24 protein-coding genes are annotated in these 20,940 nt (G+C 71.7%); 11 read left to right on the forward strand and 13 right to left on the reverse strand.

Features of this window, described 5'->3' with window-relative positions; genetic code table 11:
• The first annotated feature begins 94 nt into the window (after positions 1-94).
• Positions 95-493 (forward strand): hypothetical protein, encoded by a 399-nt coding sequence (locus QRX60_RS33940; protein WP_285995515.1) that lies wholly within the window; start codon positions 95-97, stop codon positions 491-493.
• Here the strand turns inward: QRX60_RS33940 and QRX60_RS33945 are convergent.
• Both QRX60_RS33945 and QRX60_RS33950 read right to left on the reverse strand, forming a co-directional pair.
• Complete coding sequence (locus QRX60_RS33945) at positions 481-1,269, reverse strand: SDR family NAD(P)-dependent oxidoreductase (protein ID WP_285995516.1); 789 nt, start codon at positions 1,267-1,269, stop codon at positions 481-483. The two genes, QRX60_RS33940 and QRX60_RS33945, sit on opposite strands and share 13 nt — an antisense overlap.
• A complete protein-coding gene (locus QRX60_RS33950) occupies positions 1,266-2,132 on the reverse strand; it encodes a helix-turn-helix domain-containing protein (RefSeq protein ID WP_285995517.1) in 867 nt (288 codons plus the stop codon). The genes QRX60_RS33945 and QRX60_RS33950 overlap by 4 nt, the downstream gene beginning before the upstream one ends.
• Positions 2,133-2,331: 199 nt before the next feature.
• Between QRX60_RS33950 and QRX60_RS51640 the strand changes: the two genes are divergently transcribed.
• Positions 2,332-3,105, forward strand: coding sequence for a sugar phosphate isomerase/epimerase family protein (locus QRX60_RS51640; RefSeq protein WP_285995518.1), 774 nt, complete (start codon positions 2,332-2,334; stop codon positions 3,103-3,105).
• Positions 3,106-3,154: 49 nt separating this feature from the next.
• Entirely contained in the window at positions 3,155-4,384 is a 1,230-nt protein-coding gene (locus QRX60_RS33960) for an HNH endonuclease signature motif containing protein (protein WP_286003756.1), read from the forward strand.
• A 136-nt stretch (positions 4,385-4,520) separates the two neighbouring features.
• Here QRX60_RS33960 and QRX60_RS33965 read toward each other — a convergent pair whose 3' ends face one another.
• Complete coding sequence (locus QRX60_RS33965) at positions 4,521-4,727, reverse strand: hypothetical protein (RefSeq protein ID WP_285995519.1); 207 nt, start codon at positions 4,725-4,727, stop codon at positions 4,521-4,523.
• Between the two features lie 390 nt (positions 4,728-5,117).
• Positions 5,118-5,591, reverse strand: a complete 474-nt coding sequence (locus QRX60_RS33970) for a MarR family winged helix-turn-helix transcriptional regulator (protein WP_285995520.1) — start codon at positions 5,589-5,591, stop codon at positions 5,118-5,120.
• Positions 5,592-5,993: 402 nt separating this feature from the next.
• Here QRX60_RS33970 and QRX60_RS33975 point away from each other — a divergent pair, with 402 nt between their 5' ends.
• Genes QRX60_RS33975 through QRX60_RS33985 form a run of 3 tightly spaced genes read left to right on the forward strand, consistent with a single transcriptional unit; the run spans position 5,994 to position 7,380 of the window.
• Positions 5,994-6,569: an FAD binding domain-containing protein gene (locus tag QRX60_RS33975; RefSeq protein WP_285995521.1), complete on the forward strand. Its 576-nt coding sequence runs from the start codon at positions 5,994-5,996 to the stop codon at positions 6,567-6,569.
• Complete coding sequence (locus QRX60_RS33980; RefSeq protein WP_286003757.1) at positions 6,506-6,994, forward strand: FAD binding domain-containing protein; 489 nt, start codon at positions 6,506-6,508, stop codon at positions 6,992-6,994. Before QRX60_RS33975 ends, QRX60_RS33980 begins: the two co-directional genes overlap by 64 nt.
• Positions 6,991-7,380: a hypothetical protein gene (locus QRX60_RS33985; protein WP_285995522.1), complete on the forward strand. Its 390-nt coding sequence runs from the start codon at positions 6,991-6,993 to the stop codon at positions 7,378-7,380. The genes QRX60_RS33980 and QRX60_RS33985 overlap by 4 nt, the downstream gene beginning before the upstream one ends.
• Before the next feature lie 95 nt (positions 7,381-7,475).
• On the opposite strand, the gene QRX60_RS33990 is transcribed toward QRX60_RS33985, so the two are convergent.
• The gene (locus QRX60_RS33990; protein WP_285995523.1) at positions 7,476-7,793 is read right to left on the reverse strand and encodes a hypothetical protein; all 318 of its coding nucleotides are present in this window, start codon (positions 7,791-7,793) and stop codon (positions 7,476-7,478) included.
• Between the two features lie 127 nt (positions 7,794-7,920).
• Here QRX60_RS33990 and QRX60_RS33995 point away from each other — a divergent pair, with 127 nt between their 5' ends.
• Positions 7,921-8,406, forward strand: a complete 486-nt coding sequence (locus QRX60_RS33995) for a pyridoxamine 5'-phosphate oxidase family protein (RefSeq protein WP_285995524.1) — start codon at positions 7,921-7,923, stop codon at positions 8,404-8,406.
• Here QRX60_RS33995 and QRX60_RS34000 read toward each other — a convergent pair.
• Entirely contained in the window at positions 8,397-11,540 is a 3,144-nt protein-coding gene (locus QRX60_RS34000) for a family 43 glycosylhydrolase (RefSeq protein ID WP_285995525.1), read from the reverse strand. The two genes, QRX60_RS33995 and QRX60_RS34000, sit on opposite strands and share 10 nt — an antisense overlap.
• A gap of 124 nt (positions 11,541-11,664) precedes the next feature.
• A complete protein-coding gene (locus QRX60_RS34005; protein ID WP_285995526.1) occupies positions 11,665-12,543 on the reverse strand; it encodes a TIGR03620 family F420-dependent LLM class oxidoreductase in 879 nt (292 codons plus the stop codon).
• Positions 12,544-12,670: 127 nt separating this feature from the next.
• Between QRX60_RS34005 and QRX60_RS34010 the strand changes: the two genes are divergently transcribed.
• A complete protein-coding gene (locus tag QRX60_RS34010; RefSeq protein ID WP_285995527.1) occupies positions 12,671-13,549 on the forward strand; it encodes a LysR family transcriptional regulator in 879 nt (292 codons plus the stop codon).
• A gap of 415 nt (positions 13,550-13,964) precedes the next feature.
• On the opposite strand, the gene QRX60_RS34015 is transcribed toward QRX60_RS34010, so the two are convergent.
• Together QRX60_RS34015 and QRX60_RS34020 are read right to left on the reverse strand one after the other, a co-directional pair.
• Positions 13,965-14,963 carry an IS481 family transposase gene (locus tag QRX60_RS34015; protein WP_286003758.1) on the reverse strand — a complete coding sequence of 333 codons (999 nt, stop codon included), beginning with the start codon at positions 14,961-14,963 and terminating at the stop codon, positions 13,965-13,967.
• Between the two features lie 119 nt (positions 14,964-15,082).
• Positions 15,083-15,655 (reverse strand): TetR/AcrR family transcriptional regulator, encoded by a 573-nt coding sequence (locus QRX60_RS34020; RefSeq protein WP_285995528.1) that lies wholly within the window; start codon positions 15,653-15,655, stop codon positions 15,083-15,085.
• 122 nt (positions 15,656-15,777) lie between these two features.
• Between QRX60_RS34020 and QRX60_RS34025 the strand changes: the two genes are divergently transcribed.
• Positions 15,778-16,140: a lipase family protein gene (locus QRX60_RS34025; RefSeq protein ID WP_286003759.1), complete on the forward strand. Its 363-nt coding sequence runs from the start codon at positions 15,778-15,780 to the stop codon at positions 16,138-16,140.
• On the opposite strand, the gene QRX60_RS34030 is transcribed toward QRX60_RS34025, so the two are convergent.
• Both QRX60_RS34030 and QRX60_RS34035 read right to left on the reverse strand, forming a co-directional pair.
• Complete coding sequence (locus QRX60_RS34030; RefSeq protein WP_285995529.1) at positions 16,092-17,078, reverse strand: hypothetical protein; 987 nt, start codon at positions 17,076-17,078, stop codon at positions 16,092-16,094. The two genes, QRX60_RS34025 and QRX60_RS34030, sit on opposite strands and share 49 nt — an antisense overlap.
• Positions 17,079-17,091: 13 nt before the next feature.
• Positions 17,092-18,165 carry a zinc-binding alcohol dehydrogenase family protein gene (locus tag QRX60_RS34035; protein WP_285995530.1) on the reverse strand — a complete coding sequence of 358 codons (1,074 nt, stop codon included), beginning with the start codon at positions 18,163-18,165 and terminating at the stop codon, positions 17,092-17,094.
• Positions 18,166-18,246: 81 nt separating this feature from the next.
• Here QRX60_RS34035 and QRX60_RS34040 point away from each other — a divergent pair, with 81 nt between their 5' ends.
• Positions 18,247-19,026, forward strand: coding sequence for a helix-turn-helix transcriptional regulator (locus QRX60_RS34040; protein WP_285995531.1), 780 nt, complete (start codon positions 18,247-18,249; stop codon positions 19,024-19,026).
• On the opposite strand, the gene QRX60_RS34045 is transcribed toward QRX60_RS34040, so the two are convergent.
• Positions 19,002-19,580 carry a TetR/AcrR family transcriptional regulator gene (locus QRX60_RS34045; RefSeq protein WP_285995532.1) on the reverse strand — a complete coding sequence of 193 codons (579 nt, stop codon included), beginning with the start codon at positions 19,578-19,580 and terminating at the stop codon, positions 19,002-19,004. The two genes, QRX60_RS34040 and QRX60_RS34045, sit on opposite strands and share 25 nt — an antisense overlap.
• 61 nt (positions 19,581-19,641) lie before the next feature.
• On the opposite strand from QRX60_RS34045, the gene QRX60_RS34050 reads away from it, so the two are divergent.
• On the forward strand, positions 19,642-20,637 hold the full coding sequence (locus tag QRX60_RS34050; protein WP_285995533.1) for a hypothetical protein: 996 nt from the start codon (positions 19,642-19,644) through the stop codon (positions 20,635-20,637).
• Here QRX60_RS34050 and QRX60_RS34055 read toward each other — a convergent pair.
• Positions 20,628-20,927 (reverse strand): alpha/beta fold hydrolase, encoded by a 300-nt coding sequence (locus QRX60_RS34055; RefSeq protein ID WP_285995534.1) that lies wholly within the window; start codon positions 20,925-20,927, stop codon positions 20,628-20,630. The genes QRX60_RS34050 and QRX60_RS34055 overlap by 10 nt on opposite strands.
• Between the last annotated feature and the right edge of the window lie 13 nt (positions 20,928-20,940).

A 20,940-nucleotide genomic window follows, 5' to 3' on the forward strand; every position in this document is an offset into this window, starting at 1 on the left:
GTCCACTGTGGAAAGATCCCGTACCGGAGTCCCCGGTGGAGAAAGAACCGTTCGAGTGACAGGGAAAAGCGGGTTCCGGCGCTAGCCTCGAACGATGAAACGATCTTGGGGAGTTCTGGTCGTCGCCCTGCTCGCGCTGATGTCGCTGTCGGTCCCGGCCGCCGCGTCCACCCGCTCGGACGTCTTCTGCCGCGGCAACGCGGCCGGCTTCCCCGGCAAGTGGGGAGCCGTGTCCAAGTCGTGCAGCTTCACCAGCCCGCCGCAGTGGCGCGGGTACCTCGAGGTCACCTGGTTCGTGGAGGCGGGCACGCAGCAGCGCGGCTGCGTGGAGGGCCGGATGGCCAGCGTGCGCGAGCAACGTCCGTGGCAGTCCCTGGGCTGCGGCAAGGGCGGCTTGGGGCGCGTGGACTGGCCCGCGAACACGTTGTCACTCCTGGAGATCCGGGTCAAGAGCTACAACGTCGGGCTCGCGCTGGTCACCTACGAGATCTGACCGTCCCGGTAGCGGCCGGCGAGTTCCGTGCCCTGGCCCCCGAAGGCGGCCAGCTCGGCCCGGAAGACCGCGTCGAGGAGGCTCGTGTCCTCGACACCGGGGGCGCAGACGACTTCGCCGAGCTCCAGGCCGCGCAGCGAGGCGGACACGACGTCGGCGGCGCTCATCCGGGGGATCGCGCTCAGGTCCATGCCCTGGCGTTCGTGGAACTCCGTCGCGACCACGCCGGGGCACACCACCTGGACCCGGACGCCGGTGCCTTCGAGCTCGGCGCTCAGGGTCTGGGACAGCGTGACCAGGTGGGCGAGGGTGCCGGCGTAGACCGCGCGCCGGGGCATCTGCGAGTGGGGCGCCGGTCCGCTGAACGCGATCATGCCCGCCACGTTGACGATGGCGCCGCGGCCGCGTTCCTGCATGCCCGCGACGGCCGCGCGGGCGAGCATCGTCGGGGCGAGGACCTTGACCTTGACCAGTTCGCGGGCCTGGGCGGCGGGCAGGTCGGCCAGGGGCATGTAGTGCGCGACGCCCGCGTTGTTCACCAGCAGGTCGAGGGGTTCGGTGGCGGCGATCTCCGCGACGGTGTCGATGCCTTGGTCGCCGGAGAGGTCGGCCGCCACGGCACGGACCTTGACGTCGGTGTGGGCGGCGGCGAACTCGTCCAGCCGGTCCTGCCGCCGGCCGACGATCACCAGGTCGTGGCCGTCGGCGGCGAGGCGTTCGGCGAACGCCCTCCCGATCCCGGACGTGGCGCCGGTGACGAGTGCGAGCTTGCTCATGCGTGGTTGTCCTGTTCGGTGGAGGTCGTGTTCCGGGTGGTGGCCGGGGCCAGGGCGGCGGAGGCCAGGAGGGCCAGCTTGTCCGCGGCGTCCGTGCCGGGGTCGGGGTGGTAGACGGCGAGCACGAGCCCCGGGGCCTCGCTGAGGAGCAGCTTTTCCCGGTTCAGCACCAGTTCGCCGACCAGCGGGTGGTCGAACCGCACGGTCGCGCCCCGCCGGTTCGCGACGTCGTGGCGTGCCCACAGCTCCCGGAACCGGGGGCTGGCCAGGGAAAGCTCGCCGACGAGCTCGATGAACCGGGGATCGGCGATCTCGGTGCCGACGGACTGGCGGAAGCCCGCGACCAGTCCTCGCGTGGCGAGCTCCCAGTCCGGGAAGAGCGCCTGCTCGGCCGGGTCGAGGAAGACGTCCCGCAGCCGGTTGGCGCCCGCGACGAGGCGGGGCGAGATCGCCGCGGCGAGCGGGTTGGCCGCCAGCACGTCGAGGTAGCGGCCCTCGACGAACGCGGGCAGCGGTAGCGCCGCCAGGAACTTGACCATGCTCGGCGGGACGGTCTCCTTGCGGCGCCGCCGCGGCCGGCGGGGCTTCGGATCGGCGAGGCCGATCAGGTAGGCCGTGGTGTCCTCGTCGAGCTGCAGCACGCGGGCCAGCGACTCGAGGACCGATCTCGACGGGTTGCGGTCGCGGCCCTGTTCCAGGCGCAGGTAGTAGTCGGCGCTGATGCCGGCCAGCATCGCGACCTCTTCCCGGCGCAGGCCCGGGACCCGCCGCACACCGGTGACCGGGAGGCCCGCCTGCGCGGGGGTGAGCAGCTCACGCCGGGCGCGCAGGTGGTCGCCCAGGAGGTTCGGCTCGTCGGTCATGCCTCGACTGTAGGTCGGCCCGCGCGGCCGTGCCTGGTCCTGTCACTCCCAGGAGCGCGAGGGCGGCCGTACCCTCGCGACCTGAGCACTGCCCCCCGTGATTGCCGTGCTCGTGGCGGGATCGGCGGTCTCGCCACCGTCGCCTTCCTGCGGCGGGCCGGGCTGCGGTCTCGCTGTCCAGCGTGCTGCCGCAGTACAAGTGGTCCACCCCGACGAGGCGGAGCGTTCCGCGGCGGTGCGGTACTGGAAGCGGATGATCGAGGTCACGGCGGAGCTGGGCTGCTCGCTGATGAACTCGGAGTTCAACGGCAGTCCCGCGACCGCATCCGCGAGCGAAGCCGCGTTTTGGTGCTCGCTGGAGGAACTGCTGCCGGTCTTCGAGCGCGAGGGCATAGCGTTGAACCTCGAAGCCCATCCCGACGACTTCTGCGAGGTCAACGATCCCGCCGTCGGTCTGGTCGGGGCTGTCAACCTTCCGTGGGTGAACTACTTGTACTGCGCGCTGCGCACCTTCCACCTCTCAGGCAACGATCCGGGTGCCGACGTCGGCAAGATGCTGCGGTACGCCGGTTCGACGCTGGCGCATCTGCACATCGCGGATTCCTACAGCCACGAGGGGTCCTCGGGGTTGCGGTGCATCATGAACCCGCCCGGCACGCCCGCTCGGATCCATCAGAGCACCTGGACATCGGGCAGGGTGAGGTCGATTGGGGTGCGTTCTTTTCCACTCTGCGCGAGCTTCGGTTCGATGGGGTCGCTACGGTTTGTGTTTTTGCTTGGGAGGAACGGGCTGTCGAGTCTTCGAAGTTCATGCTTGAGCGGGTTCCAAGGAGCTCGTCTTCTAGGGATGCGGCTTCGCCGGGGCGTGGGAAATCGGCGCTTCCTGTTCTTGCTTCCCGCTCGGTGCGGGAGCGCCGATTCCCCACGCAACGGTGTCCCTGCCGGGCTTCGTCGTGATCATCCTTTCGTGTGATGAACATGCGTGCGACTGCCGGTAATCTTGGTGCGTGGACAGCGAAACGATGTGGAAAGCAGACGCGGTGGCCCTGGCCGACCGTATCTCCGCGCTGCTCACCGTCGTGCGGTCTGCCGAGGCTGAGATCGGTGCCCTGCTGATGGAAATCGAGTCGCGCGGGGTCATGGAACTGTTCGGCTACCGGTCTGTCGGCCGGTTGTTCGAGCATCTCGCTGATGTTCCCAAGGCTGCCGCCGAGAACGTCGTCAAACGAGCCCGAGCCCTCACCTCTAGTCGCAATCTCGACGGCACACCCATTCCCGCTGTCGCTCCCACCACCGGCGCCGCCGCGTTGGACGGCCGGTTGAGCACTCCGATGATCGACACCATCGTCGGTGTCATGACGCAAGTTCCGCCCGAGCACCGCGATAACGCCGAACGAGACTTGCTGTCCTTCGCCGAAGAAGCCGGACACAAGCAGGTCGCCGCACTGGGCGCCCGCATCCTCGCCCACCTCGACCCCGACGGCACCGAACCCGACACCACCGAACCCGACACCACCGAACCGGCCACCCCCAGCCGCGAACTCTCCTTGCGCCGCAAAAGATCCGGGGTCTGGGAACTTCAGGGCCGGTTCGATGACGAGACCGGCGCCCGCGCCAGCGCCCTGCTGGACTCTCTGGCCGAACGCCGCAGGGCCGACGATGGTCCCGACTTCCGTTCCCCGCAGGAACGTTACGGCGATGCCTTCTCCGACGCGATCGACTTGGCCCTGAATTCCCCGGACCTGCCGATGCAGGCGGGTGAACGAGCGCACGTGATGGTCGCGGTCTCGTTGGAAGACTTGAAGTCCGGTGTCGGCCAGGCAACCTTAGGCGATACCGGCCGCATATCCGCAGCCGAAGCCCGGATCCACGCCTGCGACTGCCAGATCATCCCGGCGGTGCTGGGTGGCAAGGGTGAACCCCTCGATCTCGGCCGTCTCCGGCGGTTGGTCTCACCCGGACTTCGCCGGGCGTTGTACTTGCGCGACCGTGGGTGTGCTTTCCCCGGTTGTCATCGGCCGCCTCGGCATTGTCAGGGGCACCATATCCGGCACTGGGCTGATGGCGGGCCGACCGAGCTGGGCAACCTGGTCCTGATGTGCGGCCACCACCATCGGTTGCTGCACCGTTCCGGTTGGCAGGTCCGCATAGCTGCCGATGGACTACCCGAGTTCTTTCCGCCGGTGTTCTTGGACAGGCGCCGAAAACCCAGGCGCAACAACCTTCATGAGCCTTTACCGTTCGCCGCCTGATCAACCGAAGAGGGGAAAGGCCCGCAGCCACCGGCTCCGGGCCTACACCCACGTCCGGAACATCACGAGGTTGGCATCCGGACGGACAGCAGCCAGGCGCGGGCAAGGGCGGCCACCCGCTTACGACCGGCAGCAATTAGCCAAGCAAAACAACGCTCGACAGTGGCAGACTCACGGCGACCGCGACCGCGACCGCGACCGCGACCGCGACCGCGACCGCGACCGCGACCGCGACCGCGACCGCGACCGCGACCGCGACCGCGACCGCGACCGCGACCGCGACCGACGGGACCGGACCCGCGACGATCACGGACTTCGGCATCTCGCGCGCGGCCGGCGACATGACGCTGACGATCACCGGCCTGATCGGCGGCACCCCTGCCGCGACCGGCGCAGAGGGAAGCGCAGCAACCGGCGTCGGGTCCCGATGCGCGCGAAGCTGATGCCGGCATCCTGACCGAGCTACCGCGGCCCCCAACTTCGAAGCCATCTAATCGCCTGCGCCCGGTACCAACCAGCGACGCGAGCCCCGCAGTTCGCGGCGCAGGCCGATGCCCACCGTCGCGGCGTCCCGAGGGCCCGCGCTGACAGAGGCACCGCAGCCCAACCAACTTCGAAGGGGACGTCCACCCGGCATCGACCGGCCGAGCGACACCACCCACCCCCCGGCCGGCAACCACTCCGCCAAAACCACGGCAGCCATCCACCCCAGGCCAGCAGACAGTCCCCGGAACTAACCGCCGCAGTCTTCCGAAGCCTGCATGCGGCGGTTCGCCTCGCCGAGCCCATCAGCCAGTGCTCGCAGCTGCTCCGGAGTCAGGACATCCACCAGCAGCTCCCGCACCAACGCGACATGCCCCGGCGCCGCGCGTGACAGGCGGGCCGCCCCAGCCTCGGTGAGGACCGCGTAAACCGCCCGGACATCGCTCTCGCACGTTCGGCGGCTCACCAATCCCGCCTGCTCCAGCTGCCCGATCTGGTAGGTCAGCCCGCTCTTGGAGTTGGCTACCGCGCACGCCAGCTCGGCCATCCGCAGCTCCCGCTCGGGAGCCGCCGCCAGGCGGGACAGGATCTCGTACTGCAGGTGGGACAAGCCCGCGTCGCGCTTGAGCTGCTGGTCCATGCGGTGGTGCAGCAGGGCGTACGTCGTGCGCAGCGCTGTCCACGCATGCTTCTCCTCGGCGCTCAGCCACCGCGTGCGACCCATGCCGTCCAGACTACTGGCCGTTCAAATTCGAACCGCCCGATCAACGGCTGTTTGTGCCGGTACGTCGGTATCCGGCCGGAAGCCAGTCGTGGAGTCGCGTGTCCGAGGCGGTGACGTTCGATCCGGGGGCCGCTGGGCGGGTGCGGCTGTGCAGCCGCCGCGACAACAGCTGGTCCGGGGTGCTCGTGCGGCTGCTGGACAACGCCGAAGAAGCCGAACTCGACCTGCCGCCCCTCGGCGACCAGACGATCGTGCTGATGAGCCAGGGGACCACGACGATCGAATCGTTGCACAGCGCTCGCCGGCGGCGCGCGGACTACCGGCCCGGCTCGCTCGGCATGATCGCGCCCGGGCAGCCGACGCGGATCCGCTGGCGCGGAACGGATCGCACTCAGACGACGCATGTGCACCTCCCCGGTGCGCTCGTCGATCGCACCGCCCTCGACCTGTGGGGCCGGGACGCCGCCCGGCTCGGCCGGCACGAAGGTGCTCGCCGGCGGCACGACGCTCTACGACCTCATGAAGCTCGGCATCGAGACCCCGCCCGCCGTCGTCGACGTGCACCGGCTGCCCGAGCTGAACACCGTCGAGACCCGCGAACACGAGCTGGTCTTCGGCGCCGGGGCCCGGATGGCCGACGTCGCCGACCACCCGGTCGTCCGCGACGAGTACCCCGCCTTGTCCGAGTCGCTCTGGCGGGCCGCGTCCCAGCAGCTGCGGAACATGGCGAGCGTCGGCGGGAACCTGTTGCAGCGCACCCGCTGCAGCTACTTCCGCGGCGGCCCGGAGTTCCCCGGCAACAAGCGTGAGCCCGGCTCCGGCTGTGCGGCGCGAGGAGCCACGACCGCACCCACGCGCTGCTGGGCGCCAGTGACGCGTGCATCGCGACCTACCCCGGTGACTGGGCCATCGCGCTGCCGGCCTTCGACGCGGTCGTCGACGTCGTCGGCCCCCGCGGCGAGCGCACGCTTCCCCTGAAGGACCTGCACGTCGAACCGGGCGACGACCCGGCGCGCGAGCACACCCTGAACCCCGGCGAGCTGCTCCTGCGGATCCGTGTCCCCGCGACGCCCGCGGGCCGCGGCTCCACCTACCTGAAGATCCGTGACCGCGAGTCCTGCGCCTTCGCGCTCGCCTCCGCCGCGGTCGCCCTGACCGTCGAGGACGGCGTGGTCCGCGACTGCCGGATCGCCCTCGGCGGCGTCGCCACCCGGCCCTGGCGGGCCGAAGACGCCGAACGCACGCTGCGGGGAGCGCCGCTGACGGCCGAGGCCGCCCGGCAGGCCGGGGAAATCGCGTTCGCCGGCGCGCGTCCCGGCACCTCCAACGGATTCCGAGTCGAACCGGGCATCCGCACCGTCGCCGATGAGGTGCGCATCGCCGCGGAGAGGGCTGCCCGATGACCGACGTACGCCGTGTGGACGCCTATGAGAAGGTCACCGGCAAGGCCGCGTACGGGACTGACCGAGTGCCCGAAGGTGTCGCCTACGCGATGCTCACGCCGGCTTGGATCGGCCGCGGCCGGGTGTCCCGTGTGGACACTGCCGCGGCGGCAGCCGTGCCGGGCGTCCTGCCCGTCGTCACCCGCTTCGACGGCCTGGTGCTGGTGCTGGTGGCCCTGCTGACCGTGGCGCTCTCGGCAGGTATGCCGCAGGTCGCGCGCGGGGCCGGGGTGCCGGAGCGGCTGATCGCCACCTGGGCGGCGCACACGACGTTGAACGCGCTCAGCCTGGCGGTGATCCTCCACGTCGCGGTCTGGCGCCGCTGTCCCGGTGGCTCAGCGGCGTGAGGCCGCGGTCGCCAGCTCCTCGGTGATCTGCTGGAGCAGCTCGGAGGCCGCGTCGCCGAGCGCTTCGAGGTCGGCCAGGGTCGTCTCTTGGGTCTTCACAGTTCGTCCTCGAAGGCTTCGTGGTGGGCGATGACAGCGTCGGCGAAGGCGGTGTGCACCCGCAGGTACTCGTCGAGGCTCACCGCGGTCTCGGCCCACGCGTGCCACCGGACGTGCGCCTCGGCGACGTCGACCTTCGCGGCGGCGGCCACCGTCGCCGGGCTGGTGCCGGCGAGGATCGCGTGGTGCATGAGCGAGGGCGCCGAACTCCGGGCGAACTCCGCCAGCGCGGCGAGGCGAGCGAGTTCGGCGAGCGCGTCGGGACGGCGGCGCGGAACCGGGACGGCGCGGGCGTTCTCGAGAACGCTGGTCATCAAACGACTCCTGGGCGGAAGAAGCTGAGGAACCTGAACTGCCTGCGTTTACCCCGCGCCGAACCGGATAAACCCGGCCGCTCGTGATCTCCGTCTCACCGGTTCGGGTGGCAGAATCGGGGCCCTGATGCAGAACGACGACCTGGCGGCGCACGCCCGCGACCTGATTTCGGCGAACACGTACCTCACCCTGGGCACGACCGACGACGACGGCGGACCCTGGACGTGCCCGGTCTACTTCGCCCCGGCCGGCGACCACACGTTCGTGTGGGTCTCGGAGACCGGCGCCCGCCACTCGCGCAACCTCGCCGCGCGCCCGCGGGTCAGCCTGGTCGTTTTCGACTCGACGGTTGCGCCGTACCACGGCCGGGCCGTGTACGCGGTGGGAGAGGCGCGGGAGCTGTCGGGCGAGGCGCTCGACCGAGCCTTGGCGAGCTATCCCCGAGGTGACGGCGACGGCGCGACGGCGGTGACGCTCGAAGACGTGTCCGGCGCGTCGCCCTACCGGATGTACTCGGCGATCGCGGCGGAGATGTGGGTCCTGTGCCCGCGGGATCCCGGGCAGCCGTGCCCGTTGCACGGCGTTGCCCGGGACCACCGGGTTCAGCTGTAGCGGACCTTCCCCCGGCACTGTGGGACCCGCTCGGGCCGCACGCTCTCCAGCGTCGGCGTCACCGGGACGATCGTCCCGTCGCGGCGGAAGGTCAGCTTGTCGATCGTCGTCTCGCGGTGGGTGCCGTCGCCGCCCGGGATGCCGAAGCGGTGGTAGGCCAGGTACCAGTCGTCCGTCCCCGGGACCTGCAGCATCGAGCTGTGCCCGGTGCCGAGGACGCCCAGGTGGGCGTCCTTGCTCAGGATCAGCCCGTGGTTCGTGAACGGGCCCGTCGGGGACGGCGCCGTCGCGTAGCCGACGCGGTAGTCCTCGCTGCGGGTGTCGTCGATCGACCAGCTCAGGTAGTACGTTCCCTTCCGTTCCGCCATGAACAGGCCCTCGCGGAAGCCGTCCAGCCCGGTCAGGCGGGTGATCTTCGCCGGGTCGAACGAGACCATGTCGTCGTTCAGCGGCACCACGTAGGCGTTGCCGTTGCCCCAGTACAGGTACGGCTGCCCGGTGCCGTCGACGAACACCGCCGGGTCGATCGCCTGGCCGCCGTCCGGGTTCGTCGCGATCAGCGGCTTGCCCGAGTCCACGAACGGGCCGGTCGGCGAGTCGCTCACCGCCACGCCGATCTTGGCCTCCGCGCAGAAGTAGAAGTAGTACTTCCCGTTCCGCTGCGCGATCGTCGGCGCCCAGGCGTTCTTGTCCGCCCAGCTCACGTCCGGTCCGAGGTCGAGGATGACGCCCTCGTCCGTCCAGTCCACGAGGTTCTTCGACGACCACGCCGAGAACTTCGTGCCGCTCCAGCCGTCGAAGCCGTCCGTCGTCGGGTACAGGTAGTACGTGCCGCCGAACGCGACGATGTTCGGGTCGGCGTGATAGCCGGGCAGCACCGGGCTGCGCGTCTCGTGCGCCTCGACCGTCCACACGCGACGGTCGCCGCCGGCGCCGGTCACCGTGAACCGCCGGGGCCGGCTCAGGTCCACCGTCCGGGCGTCCGGCTCGATCGTGGCCCCCGGCGCCAGCCCGAACTTCGGCGACAGCCGGCGCAGGTCGGTCCCGGGCCGGACCGGCAGCACCACCGTCGAAGCCCCGGAGTCGATGACGGCCGGCGTCTTGAGCGAGGCCAGCTCCACCGACCGGATCGTCGTGCTGTTCGACGGCAGCGTGGCCACCTGAAGCCCGGAAAGAGCCCGGTCGTAGAGCCGCACGTCCTTCATCCTGCCGCGGAAGTACTTGTCGCTCGCGTACAGCGACCGGCCGAGGTAGTTCGCCGCGGTGACGCCGCCACCGAGGTCCGACGGCTTGATCGTGGCGTTCGCGTTGCGGCCCACCTCGACGCCGTCGAGGTACAGCACCGCCACCCCGTCGCCGACGGTCAGCGTCAGGTTCTTCCAGACCCCGCGCGGCAGGCCGCCGCTCGAGGCCACCTGCTGCTCGGTCGTCCAGTTCCCCGTCGCGATCGCGCCGCGCAGGCCGCCGCTCGCGGTGCCGCCGGTGGTGAACAGGTAGCCGTCGCCGGCCCCGGAGGGCGCCGTGTTGCCGAAGCCCCACAGGAAGTACGGCGTCTGCTGGGCCGGGTCGACCAGGACGTCGGCGGACACCGTCGCCGCGCCGGCGCCGGTCAGCAGGTTGTTCGGCAGCTGGACGTGCCCGTTCGTGCCGCCGAAGGCCAGCGAGCCGTCGGCCCAGGACACGTCGCCGGCGAGGGCGCCGTCGTAGCCGTGGCCGGTGGTGTCGGTCGCGACCCGACCGGACTTCGCGTCCAGCGGCCAGTGCGCGACCAGCCCGTCCGCATCTGCTCGCACCGGCGCCGGGGGCGCGCTCAGCCGGGCCATTTCCGCGTGCGTGACCGGCAGGACGGTGCCGTGCCGCGGGGAGGCGGGCAGGTGCGCGCCCGCCGACATCGTCCACTTGCCCGAGGCGAGGTCGGTGGACTCGAACGGGACGTAGCCCCGGCCGCCGAACTCGTCGATGAACAGGTACCACTTGTCTTCGGTGTTGGACTTGAACCCGGTGGGCCCTTCGCCGGCGGACAGGCCCGGGCTGGTCGCCGTCGCCTTGCCGATGCAGTCGGCGACGAAGCCGTAGTGCGGGTCGAGCAGGTCGGTGGACTTCTCCTCGGTGATGAACTTGCTGCACGGCGTCGAGGAGGTGTTGTTGCGTTCGTCCTTGGTGAAGCGGTAGTAGGTGTCCTGGTCCTTGATGATCGTCGAGTCGATCACCGAGTAGCCCGGGTCGTTCCACACCTGCGGCGCGCTGAAGGTGACGAAGTCGCGGGTGGTCGCGTACATCATCCGGTTGTAGCTGTCTCCGGTGTGGCCCGGGTCGTTTTCGGCGTACAGCTTCGAGGCCCAGTACACGACGTACGTACCGCGCTTGGCGTCCCACGAAGCTTCGGGCGCCCACGTGTTGCCCGCGGTCGGCGGGGACACCTGGACGCTGCGCTGGCGCGACCAGTGCGCCAGGTCGGTGGACTCCCAGACCATGATCGACCGGCTGCCGCTGCGCTGGGCGGCGTCCCAGCCGCGCCCGGCGTAGATCCGCAGGTCGGTGGCGAGCAGGTAGAACTTGTCGCCGTCGGGCGAGCGCAGGATGAACGGGTCGCGCACGCCCAGCTCGCCGAGGCTCGACTTGAGCACCGGACGCCCGTGGTTCAGCTCGGTCCAGTTCAGCGGGTCGTTGCCGGTGCTGAGCGCCGAGTAGATCTGCTCGCCGTCGGAGGTGCCTTCGCCGGTGAAGTAGAAGAAGCTGTAGCCCGCCAAGGGTTCCTGGGCCGGCTTCGGGACGACGGTGGCGGTGAACCGCCGCGTGGTGCTCTCGCGGCCGAGGCTGACCTTCGCGGTCAGGACGACCTTCGCGGGCTCGGCGCCGGTCGGCGGCCGGGTGACCTCGCCGGTGGGGGTGATGACGGCGGGAGCGGACGACGTCCAGGCGACGCTCGTGCCGTCCGCGCCGGCGGTCGGCAGCGTGAGGTTGCCACGGACGTCGTCGATGCCCGGGACGGACAGCGTGCTCGCGGCGGCGCGGACGGGGGAGGCTGTGCTTTCGGACGGCAGCGTGGCGCCGGCACCGGCGCTGCCCAGGGGGACGAGTGCGGCCACGACGGCCAGCACGACGCCGAAACGGCGCGGGGAGAACAACTTCATCGTTGTCGGTTCCTTCGGGGCGCGTCGGGACCTGGTGATGTTAGCGTTAACATTGAGTGGGGCACGCTGACCATAGGGTCCGGCGTGTCCGCTGGTCAAGAGGCCGACCGGGGGCCGGTGCCGGTCAGCCGAGGCCGCCGAACGCCGGCGCGAGCCGTTCCAGCACCTCGACGTCGGCGCGGAAGTCGTCCGTCGTCGGGGGCATGAGCAGGACGTGGTCCGCGCCCGCGGCGAGGTGTTCGCGCACCTTGGCCGCGATGGCGTCCGGACCGCCGTGGGCGACGATCGCGTCGGCGATCCCGGCCACGTCGTCCAGGTCGAAACCCAAGCGGCGCAGGGCATTCGAGAACGTCGGCAGGTTCAGCGTCGCCGACACCCGCTCGACCGCCGCCGCCTTCGCCCGGTCGGCGTCGGGGTCGGGGGCCACGGCCAGGCCGACGACCAGCAGCTTGCCCGGGCCGAGCACCGACCGGGCCTCGGCGGTGAAGGACGGCGGCAGGTTGGCCGGGTACGCGCCGTCCGCGATCTCCCCCGCCAGGGCGAGCATCCTCGGCCCGTTCGCGCCGAGGATCCGGGGGTAGTCCGCCTCCGGAGCCGGTGGCCAGGTCTCCGCGTCCATCCGCCCGACGTAGTCGCGCATCGTGGCCAGCGGGCTGCCGAAGTCCCGGCCGGTCGCTTCGGCCTGCTGCGGGTAGCCGACGCCCACGCCGAGCACCAGCCGGCCCGGGTACGCCTCGGCCAGGAAAGCCGCCCCGGCGTGCAGGGTCTGCGGTTCGCGGGCCCAGACGTTCGCGATGCCGGTGCCGAACGTCAGCCGCTCCGTCGCGGCCAGCAGCACGGCCAGCTGGACGAGGGCGTCCTTGCCACCGACGACCTCGTTCGTCCAGACGGTCCGGTACCCGGCGCGCTCGAGTCGCCGCACGGCCTCGCGCTGGCTCTCGGCGGGGGGTGTGCGGGTGAACGAAATCGGCAGGTGGACGCCGACGGGCCCCAAGGTCGCCATGGAACTCCCTCTCCGGTGGTGTGGTCCTTCCACCGTGGCGGCACCGGGAGCGCCGGGTCCAATGAACGTTTCGCGAGACGTGACGCGGTTCGTGCATCACCGCAGTTCAGCTGGCTAAGCTGGCGGCATGTCGGACCTCGATCTCCGTCTGGTGCGTGGCTTCGCCGTCGTCGCCGGACACCGGCACTTCGGCCGCGCCGCCGCCGAGCTGCACCTCACGCAGTCGTCGCTGAGCCGGCAGATCGTGCGGCTGGAGCAGCAGGTGGGCGCCCGCCTGCTGGACCGCACCCCGCAGGGCACGCGGCTCACCGAGGCCGGCGAGGCGTTCCTCCCGCTCGCCGCGGACCTGCTGCGGGCCGCGGCGCACGCGGCGGCCCACGCGCGGGCGGTCGCGCGGCCCAGCCGGATCACCGTCGGCTACACGGGGAACCTGATCATCACGCCGGCGGTGCGCGAGCTGCGCCGCCGTCACCCCGACGCCGACGTGCGCACCCAGCACCTCGCGTGGGACGACGCCCGCGCGGCGCTGCTGGAGCACCGCGTCGACGTGGCGGTCGTCCGGCTGCCGCTGCGGGCGGCGCGGCTGCACGTGACGGTGCTCTACGACGAGCCCCGCGTCCTCCTGCTGCCGAGTGACCATCGCTTGGCGGGCAAGGAATCCGCGACGCTCGACGACATCGCCGGCGAACCGCTGCCGCGCGCCCTCGACCCGGAGTGGGACGCGTTCTGGCGCGTCGACCCGCGTCCGGACGGCCGCCCGGCGCCCGGCGGCCCGGTCATCGACGCGATCGAGGACAAGATCGAGCTCGTGGCGAGCGGGCAGGCGGTGGCGATCGTCCCGGCGGCGCCGGGCACCGTCACCGGCCTTCGGGCGGACCTGACGACCGTGCCGCTGACCGACGTCGAGCCGAGCCAGGTGGCGGTGGCCACGCGGGCGGGCGAGCGCAACCGGCTCGTGGCGGCGTTCCGCAAGTGCGCGGAGGCGCTCCTGTTCCCGCCGGAGTAGGGACCAAACTGCCGCGGCACCCCGGCCGGGGCGCCGCGGCAGTCCGTTGTGGACGGTCGGGTCAGCGGGGCGCCGCCGATGTGCCGACCGGGGTTCGCGAGGCTTGTTCCGCCCGCTTCCGCTGGATCGCTTCCTGTTCGCGCTGCAGTTTGGCGTGCCATGCTCCTGAGTCGTTGGTCATGGTGCTCTCCGGTGGACGAAAAATGTGCGTGACGGTGCCGTGCCGCGGGCGGACCCGGTCACGGGCGGAGGGTGCGGCCCGGTGCGGGGAGGACCTGGGATCCGGGCTCCGGTGCCGTGATCCGGAAGTACCCAGGCGTTCCGCCGTCCAACCACTTTTCTGTGGTCCGACCTGCGGATTTCCCGCTCCGGTAAGTGCGTTCACGCGTTCGGAGCAAGCGCTGCTCCGCCCGGGCTAGCTGTATTGCCCTGCGAGGTTGGGGACGCGGCTGGCGGGTGGTTGGCCGGCGAGTGCGGTATGGCCGCGATGGTGATTGTAAGTGTGCAACCAGCCCGGTAACGCATCGCGGCGCTGGGTCTCGGTGCGGTAAGGCCGGGCGTAGGCCCATTCGTCGAGCAGGGTGCGGTTGAACCGCTCCACTTTGCCGTTGGTTTGTGGCCGGTAAGGCCGGGTGCGTTTGTGGGCGACGCCCGCGTCGCGCAGCGTGTCGCGCCAGAGCCGAGAGCGGTAGCAGGAGCCGTTGTCGGTCAGCACCCGTGCAACGGTGATCCCGGCATCGGCGAAGAACGCCTGCGCGCGGGTCCAGAACGCGGCCGCGGTCTCCTTCGTCTCATCCGGGAGGATTTCGGTGTAGGCCAGGCGAGAGTGATCGTCCACGGCGTTGTGCAGGTAGCTGTAGCCCAGGTTCGCGCGGCCGCCGACCTTGCGCGGTCGGGCGGGGTCACGGTGGGCGGCGCTGTTGCGGCCACCGGCGGCACGTCCGTGAACGCGGTGGCCGCCGCCGTCGGGGATGTTGCCCAGCTTCTTGATGTCCACGTGCACCAGATCACCGGGTGCCGGGTGTTCGTAGCGGCGGACCACCCGGCCGGTGGCCCGATCCAGATGCCGCAGCCGGGCCAGCCGGTAGCGGGACAGGACCCGATGCACCGTGGAAGGGTTCAACCTGAGCAGGTAGGCGATGCGGGCCGGTCCCCACCGGCGCAGGACGCGGACCTTGATGATCCGTCGTTCGGTCCGGGTGGGAGTCCGGTTCGGGCTGGTGGCAGGCCGTGACGGACGGTCGGTCATGCCTGCTTCGCCGTGGTCGCGGTAGCGGCCGGCCCATCGGACGGCGGTCGTGACCGAGACCTGGAACCGGTCCGCGGCTCGTCGCAGAGGCCAGCCCTCGTCCACGACGCAGCGGGCCAGGCGCAGCCTGCCGGTGGGGGTCAGGGGTGCGTTAGCGTGGGTCACGAGGGCCTCCAGGTAGCCGGTGCAGATGTCGCAATCCACACCGAACCCGGAGGCCCTCCCTCACACCAAGATCATCCGATCACGTGTCGCCCCGTCCCCAACCTCCGTGGTCAATACAGCTAGCCGGGTTGGTCCCGCCCGCCGGCGAGGCCGTCGAGGAACACCCGCACCAGGCGCTCCGCGGGTTCCGCGGGCTTGCGCGGGGCCAGGCCCGACACCAGTGCCGCCTCGTGCATCTCGAACAGCAGCGCCAGGTCCGCGGGTTCCAGGTCCGCGCGCACGCTGCCCTCGCGCTGCGCCTCCTCGAAAGCCGGGCGCAGCAACGAAACCAGGGCGTGGGTGTACTGGCGCTGGCTGCGCTCGGGCAGTTCGCGGAACAGCCGGACGAGCGGGCGCCGCCGGGCCTGCATCGCCAGCACCGTCCGCAGCAGCTCGCGGAAGGACTCCTGGCCCCGCACCCGGATCTTGAACGCCGCCAGGTGGTGCGCCGCGACGGCGAGGGCCAGCGCCGTGCGGTCGGGGAAGTGCCGGTAGACCGTGGCCCGGCCGAGACCGGCGCGGCGGGCCACCTCGTCCAGTGCGACGTCGGCGTCTTCGCTGAAGGCTTCGTCGGCCGCGCGCAGGATCGCCTCGCGGTTGCGGCGGGCGTCGACGCGCCGGGGCACGGCCGCGGACGGTCGCACAGCGCGCATGACCGGGAATACTACTCGCGAGTAGTGAGACCGGCAATCCGTTCCATCTCTCGGCGCTGGGCCTGGACGCCGCGTACTCGGAGCTGGACCTGCCCGCCTACCTCAACGAGCGCGGCCGCACGCTGTGCGCGACGCAGCAGGACGCGTGCGTCGACGCCGTGTTCGGCTACGCCTTCGGGCACATCGCCGACTACACGACGGCGAACCCGCTGACGACCCCGCGGTGGCAGGCCCGGCCGGCGGAGAACGAACTGGGCGCCCGCCCGCCGAAGGCGCCGGTCTTCCCGTTCCACGGCAGCCTCGACGAGATCATCCCGCTCTCGCAGGCGCAGACACTGCGGCGCGAGTACTGCGCGGCCGGGGTGGACGTCACGTGGGGCACCTACGTCGGCGAGCACGTCGCGACGCCGGCGTTCTCCGCCGGTGACATCGTGAACTACCTGGGCGACCGGTTCGCGGGCAAGCCGGCGCGCTCCAGCTGCTGAGCGATTTCTTCGCGGGGATACGGTGTCCTGCGGCTTTCGGCGTGCAGCGCGAAGTAGAAGTCGTTGACGACCGTGGCCAGCGGGGCGTAGCGCTGCAGGAGCGGGCTCGTGCCCGGCACCGTCCCCGCGGCGCACGCGCGGACGAAGTCGTTGCGGGCGCGGGGATCCGGCCACTCGCCGAGACCCCGGACGACCCGGTTGACCAGCTGGGTCAGGACATAGGCCCGGTCGTGGTCGGCGTGCTCGGCGAGGAACGCGGCCTCGGCGTCCGAAAGCTCGAACCGCGGGGACACCGTGAGGCCGAAGTCCGTGAGGTAGAGCCGTTCGCCGTCGGTGACGATGTTGGCGAAGTGGGCGTCGAAGTGCTGGACGCCCTGACCGGCCAGGAAGTCGGTGATGTGCCGCAGGTCCTCTTCGAGCGGCAGGTCGTCGTCCGGCCACCGGGCGAGGCTGTGCGGCAGGTACTCGAGGAACAGCACGAGGTCGGTGGTGGACCCGGCGAGGGCCTCGAGGCGTCGCCGGACGCCCGGGTCGCCGTGCCAGAACGCGACGTCCCGCTCCACGTCGGCGCGGGGCCGCGGCAGGCCGGGCAGGACGCGCCAGTGGTGCAGGAGCGGGAAGTTCCCGCACTCTCCGCCGCGGACCCACGCACTGGCCATGAGGTGCGCTTCCAGCTCGCGCCACGCTCCGCCGCCCGCGGAGCCGACCCCGTAGTGCGACCACGTCGGCAGCCCGTAGAGGTCCGCTGTCGAACGGGGGTTGGCCAGCTCGACGGCGGTGAGGGCGACCCTTTTCACGAAGACGGGCTCGCCCGCCACGCTCAGCAGCCAGGTCGACCCGCCGATCCCGGTGCCGAGCGGGCGCGCGGAGTCCAGGAGGTCGTCGGGTGCGTCTTGGAGGGCCTGGGCGATCTTGTCGTGGCGGGCGAGTCGGGTCACGCTTCGACAGTACTTACGGGCGGACCACCGTGAGGGCGAAGCGCGCCCGGCCGCCGGCCGCGTGGTCGAGCGCGCCGCCGATGTCGTCGAGACCGAACTCCGTGACGGCGAACTGGCCGAGGTCCAGCAGGCCGGCGCGGGCCAGGGCGATCAGGCTCGCGTTCGCCGTCCGGGGGTGCAGCCACTGGCCGCGCACCGTGACGCTGTTGCGCATGAGCCACGGGTAGGGCAGGGCGAGGTCGTCGCCGCCGAGCATGCCGACGCCGCCCATCAGCACGACCCGGCCGTGTTCGCGGACCGCCATCGCCGCCGCTCGCACGGGCGCGGTGCTCGCCGACGGCGGCAGCAGGTCGAGGACGACGTCGATCGGGCCGGGGGCCGCCCGGCGGAGGCGGTCCGTGTCGCCGTCGCCGGTGAGCCGCACCGTCCGGACGCGGGTGCCGAACCGGCGTTCGAGGTCCGCCAGAACGGCGTCGTTCCGGCCCGGCGCCACCACGCACGCCGCGCCCATGGCGAGCGCGACCGCGACGGCCGCGCTCCCGAAGTTCCCGGTGGCGCCGCTGACCAGCACGGTTTCGCCGGGCTGCAGCCCGGCCGCGAGCAGGCCGCCGTACGGCACCAGGCACAGGGCCAGCGCGGTCCAGCGGCCGGCGTCGGCGGGATCGAGCGGCCCGAGCGGGATGGCGTTCTCGGTCGGGACGAGCACCTGCTCGGCATACGCGCCGTGGCCGAAGTACCGCTGGAGGAACAGGCCGCCTTCGCCGCGTGCGCTCAGGCCCTGGAGGGTGATGTCCGGGGTGAGCGCGTCGTCGCGGGAGCGGATCACCGGGTCGCACAGCACCCAGTCGCCGGGTGCCAGGCGGGTCGCGTCCGGGCCGGTCGCGCGCACGCGGCCGATCGCCCCGGCGCCGGGGACGACCGGCAGCGTCAGCTGGTAGTTCCGCTCGCCGCGGAACACCTCGGCCGCGTAGGGCAGTACGCCCGCCGCTACGACGTCGACCAGCACTTCGCCGGTCCCGAGCACCGGCGCGGGTACTTCGCGCACCGACAGGGGTTTGCCGAATTCTTCGAGTATCGCGGCTCTCATGTCCCGATCGTCGAAGATCCGGGGGCGCACATCCAGGCCTGGTATCATCCTGGGACTGTCGAGTGCCAGGGGGAAGTCGTCATGTCCGAGGTGGCCCGGGCCGGGCTGGGGGAGTTCCTGCGGTCGCGGCGCGAGCGGCTGAGCCCGGCGGCGCTCGGGCTGCCGGATCGCCGCCGGCGCCGGACGCCCGGGCTGCGTCGCGAAGAGGTCGCCGAACTGGCCGGCATCGGCGTCGACTGGTACATCCGGCTCGAGCAGGGCCGGACGGTCAGCCCGTCGTCCGCGACGGTCGAGGCGCTCGCGGGTGCCTTGCGGCTGGACGACGCCGAGCGCGCCCACCTGCGGGCCCTGGCCCGGAACCCGGCCCGGACCCCGTTCGCCCGCGAGCAGGTCCCCGAAGCCACCCGACGGCTCGTCGAGGGCCTGAGCGAGCCCGCGTACGTGACGGGCCGCCGCTGGGACGTGCTGGCCTGGAACCGCGCGGCCACCGAGGTGTTCGTCGACTTCGGTGCCGTGCCGGAGGCGGACCGGAACGTCCTGGTCTTCCTCCTGCTCGGCGAGCGCGGACGGCGGCTGTTCGGCGCCGGCTGGGCCGCGCAGGCCGAGCACGCGGTGGCGCAGTTCCGCGCCGCGCACGACCTGTGGGCCGGCGACCCGGCGTTCACCGGGCTGGCGGCGCGGCTGCGGTCGGGCTGCCCGGAGTTCGCGACGTGGTGGGACCGCCACGACGTCGGCCGGAACGGACCCGGCCGGAAGACGCTGTTCCTCCCGGAGAAGCGGGAGTTCGACTACGCGACCTTCCAGGCCGTCGAGGACCCGGGACTGCGCCTGACGATCTACGCGCCCACCAGTGGCAGGTAGACCTCGTCGACGATCTCGACGAGCACCTCGTCGTCCACTGTGGTCAGTCCGCGGGTGAGCAGTTCGTTGCGCAGCAGCACGAGTGCCACGGTGGCGACGCGCGGATGTCGGGCGCCGGGGCGTGCTTCGCCGCGCGCGACGGCCCTGTCGACGATCGCGAGCCAGGGTTTCGCGCCGCCCTCGGCGGCCTGCTCGTGCAGCTGTTCCCTCAGCTCCGGCTCGTCGCCGACGCCGGTCAGGAGGCTGCGCAGGATCCGGGCGGCCGGGGAGGACTGACCGCAGTTGATCGCGCGCAGCAGGGTCAGGGCGTCTTCGCGGAGGCTGCCGGTGTCGGGTGGCTTGAGGGTGTCCTCGGCCAGGTGGCGGTAGGCGGCGACGCCGAGCGCGGCGCGGTTCGGCCAGCGCCGGTAGATCGTGTTCTTGTTGGTGCCGGCCCGCTGCGCGACCCGTTCCATGGTCAGGGCGGGGTAGCCGGTTTCGGCGAGCTCGTCCGCGGCGGCGCGCAGGATCGCCTCTTCCAGCTCGGCGCCGCGGCGGCGGATCTTCTCGGCCATGGGCCACACTGTACCGCTTTAGGGTACGGTACGGACCGTACCCTAAAGTTCTGGAGGAGATGTGCGAGCCAAGGGCATCGGCTACGACACCGGCTTGGAGCGCGACGGGCGGTTCAACCGCCCGTTCGACCCGGACCTGGTCCGCCGCGAGCTGACGATCATCCGCGACGACCTGCACTGCACGGCGGTGCGCCTGATCGGCACCGACCTGGACCGGATCGAGCACGCCGCCCGCGAAGCGGCCGCGCTGGGGCTGGAGGTGTGGTTCTCGCCGTTCCCCTGGGACCGCACCCAGGAGGAGATCCTCGAGCTGCTGGCCGACGGGGCTTCGCGGGCGGAACGTCTCCGTTCGACGGGCGCCGAGGTCGTGTTCGTGACCGGCGCCGAGCTGAGCCTGTTCAACCACGGCTTCCTGCCCGGCGCCGGCATCGAAGAACGCCTGGCCGGGCTCCTGGCGTCGCGGGATCGCATCGCGGGGCTTCCCGCGCGGGTCAACGCTTTCCTGGCCCGCGCGCTCGAGGCGGTCCGCGCGCGGTTCGGGGGCCGCGTGACGTACGCGGCGGTGCCGCTGGAAGGCGTCGACTGGGCGCCGTTCGACATCGTGTCGGTGGACGCGCACCGCTCGAAGGAGGTCGCGCACCTGTACCGCGAGGGCGTCCGCACGCTGGTGGCGGCGGGCAAGCCGGTGGCGATCACGGAGTTCGGCGTGACCCCCTACCGCGGTGCGGCCGACCTCGGGGCCCGCTGCGGTGAAATCGTGGAGTACGAGGGCGAGGTTCCGGTGCGGCTGAAGGGCGAGTACGTCCGCGACGAGGAGGAGCAGGCCCGGTACTTCCGGGAGTTGCTCGAGATCTTCACGGAGGAGGGGGTCGACGCGGCGTTCGCGTGCACGTTCGTGTGTTACGGGCTGGTGCACCGGGCCGATCCGCGGGAGGACCTGGACATGGCGAGCTGGGGCGTGGTGAAGGTGCTGGAGGAAGGGACGGGGGAGCGGTACCCGGGAGTCCCGTGGGAGCCGAAGGCGGCTTTCGGTGCCCTGGCCGACTGCTACGCCTGAGCCAGGAACGCCACCATCGCCGCGGTCAGCTCCGGGCTCGTCATCGCCGTGAAGTGGGTGCCCGGGACCCGCTCGAACCGGCCGTTCGGCAAAGCGGCGGCCAGTGCGTCCGCCGTCGCGTGGCTGTCGTCCTCCGTGCCGATCAGGACCAGCGTCGGCGTCGGGATCCGGTCCAGGCCGGCCGTCGGCACGTGCGTGCCGAGCACGTGCCGCAGCGCGACGGGGTCGCCGCCGGCCTGCCGGATCCAGTACGCCGGTGACCCGGGCTCGACGGGCTCGTCGTCGATCAAGGTGGTCAGCGCG

Origin of the sequence: Amycolatopsis mongoliensis (assembly GCF_030285665.1) — a bacterium.
In the GTDB taxonomy this organism is placed as follows: domain Bacteria; phylum Actinomycetota; class Actinomycetes; order Mycobacteriales; family Pseudonocardiaceae; genus Amycolatopsis; species Amycolatopsis mongoliensis.

What these genes read in the sequence shown, in the direction of transcription:
- QRX60_RS34005 (WP_285995526.1), bottom strand. Translation starts at nt 12,543, where the DNA reads ATGGCGACCTTGGGGCCCGTCGGCGTCCACCTGCCGATTTCGTTCACC.
- QRX60_RS34045 (WP_285995532.1), bottom strand. Translation starts at nt 19,580, where the DNA reads ATGGCCGAGAAGATCCGCCGCCGCGGCGCCGAGCTGGAAGAGGCGATC.
- QRX60_RS34000 (WP_285995525.1), bottom strand. Translation starts at nt 11,540, where the DNA reads ATGAAGTTGTTCTCCCCGCGCCGTTTCGGCGTCGTGCTGGCCGTCGTG.
- QRX60_RS34020 (WP_285995528.1), bottom strand. Translation starts at nt 15,655, where the DNA reads ATGCGCGCTGTGCGACCGTCCGCGGCCGTGCCCCGGCGCGTCGACGCC.
- QRX60_RS34040 (WP_285995531.1), top strand. Translation starts at nt 18,247, where the DNA reads ATGTCCGAGGTGGCCCGGGCCGGGCTGGGGGAGTTCCTGCGGTCGCGG.
- QRX60_RS33975 (WP_285995521.1), top strand. Translation starts at nt 5,994, where the DNA reads ATGTGCACCTCCCCGGTGCGCTCGTCGATCGCACCGCCCTCGACCTGT.
- QRX60_RS33965 (WP_285995519.1), bottom strand. Translation starts at nt 4,727, where the DNA reads ATGTCGCCGGCCGCGCGCGAGATGCCGAAGTCCGTGATCGTCGCGGGT.
- QRX60_RS34010 (WP_285995527.1), top strand. Translation starts at nt 12,671, where the DNA reads ATGTCGGACCTCGATCTCCGTCTGGTGCGTGGCTTCGCCGTCGTCGCC.
- QRX60_RS33950 (WP_285995517.1), bottom strand. Translation starts at nt 2,132, where the DNA reads ATGACCGACGAGCCGAACCTCCTGGGCGACCACCTGCGCGCCCGGCGT.
- QRX60_RS33960 (WP_286003756.1), top strand. Translation starts at nt 3,155, where the DNA reads ATGTGGAAAGCAGACGCGGTGGCCCTGGCCGACCGTATCTCCGCGCTG.
- QRX60_RS33990 (WP_285995523.1), bottom strand. Translation starts at nt 7,793, where the DNA reads ATGACCAGCGTTCTCGAGAACGCCCGCGCCGTCCCGGTTCCGCGCCGC.
- QRX60_RS33985 (WP_285995522.1), top strand. Translation starts at nt 6,991, where the DNA reads ATGACCGACGTACGCCGTGTGGACGCCTATGAGAAGGTCACCGGCAAG.
- QRX60_RS33940 (WP_285995515.1), top strand. Translation starts at nt 95, where the DNA reads ATGAAACGATCTTGGGGAGTTCTGGTCGTCGCCCTGCTCGCGCTGATG.
- QRX60_RS33995 (WP_285995524.1), top strand. Translation starts at nt 7,921, where the DNA reads ATGCAGAACGACGACCTGGCGGCGCACGCCCGCGACCTGATTTCGGCG.
- QRX60_RS34035 (WP_285995530.1), bottom strand. Translation starts at nt 18,165, where the DNA reads ATGAGAGCCGCGATACTCGAAGAATTCGGCAAACCCCTGTCGGTGCGC.
- QRX60_RS33945 (WP_285995516.1), bottom strand. Translation starts at nt 1,269, where the DNA reads ATGAGCAAGCTCGCACTCGTCACCGGCGCCACGTCCGGGATCGGGAGG.
- QRX60_RS33970 (WP_285995520.1), bottom strand. Translation starts at nt 5,591, where the DNA reads ATGGGTCGCACGCGGTGGCTGAGCGCCGAGGAGAAGCATGCGTGGACA.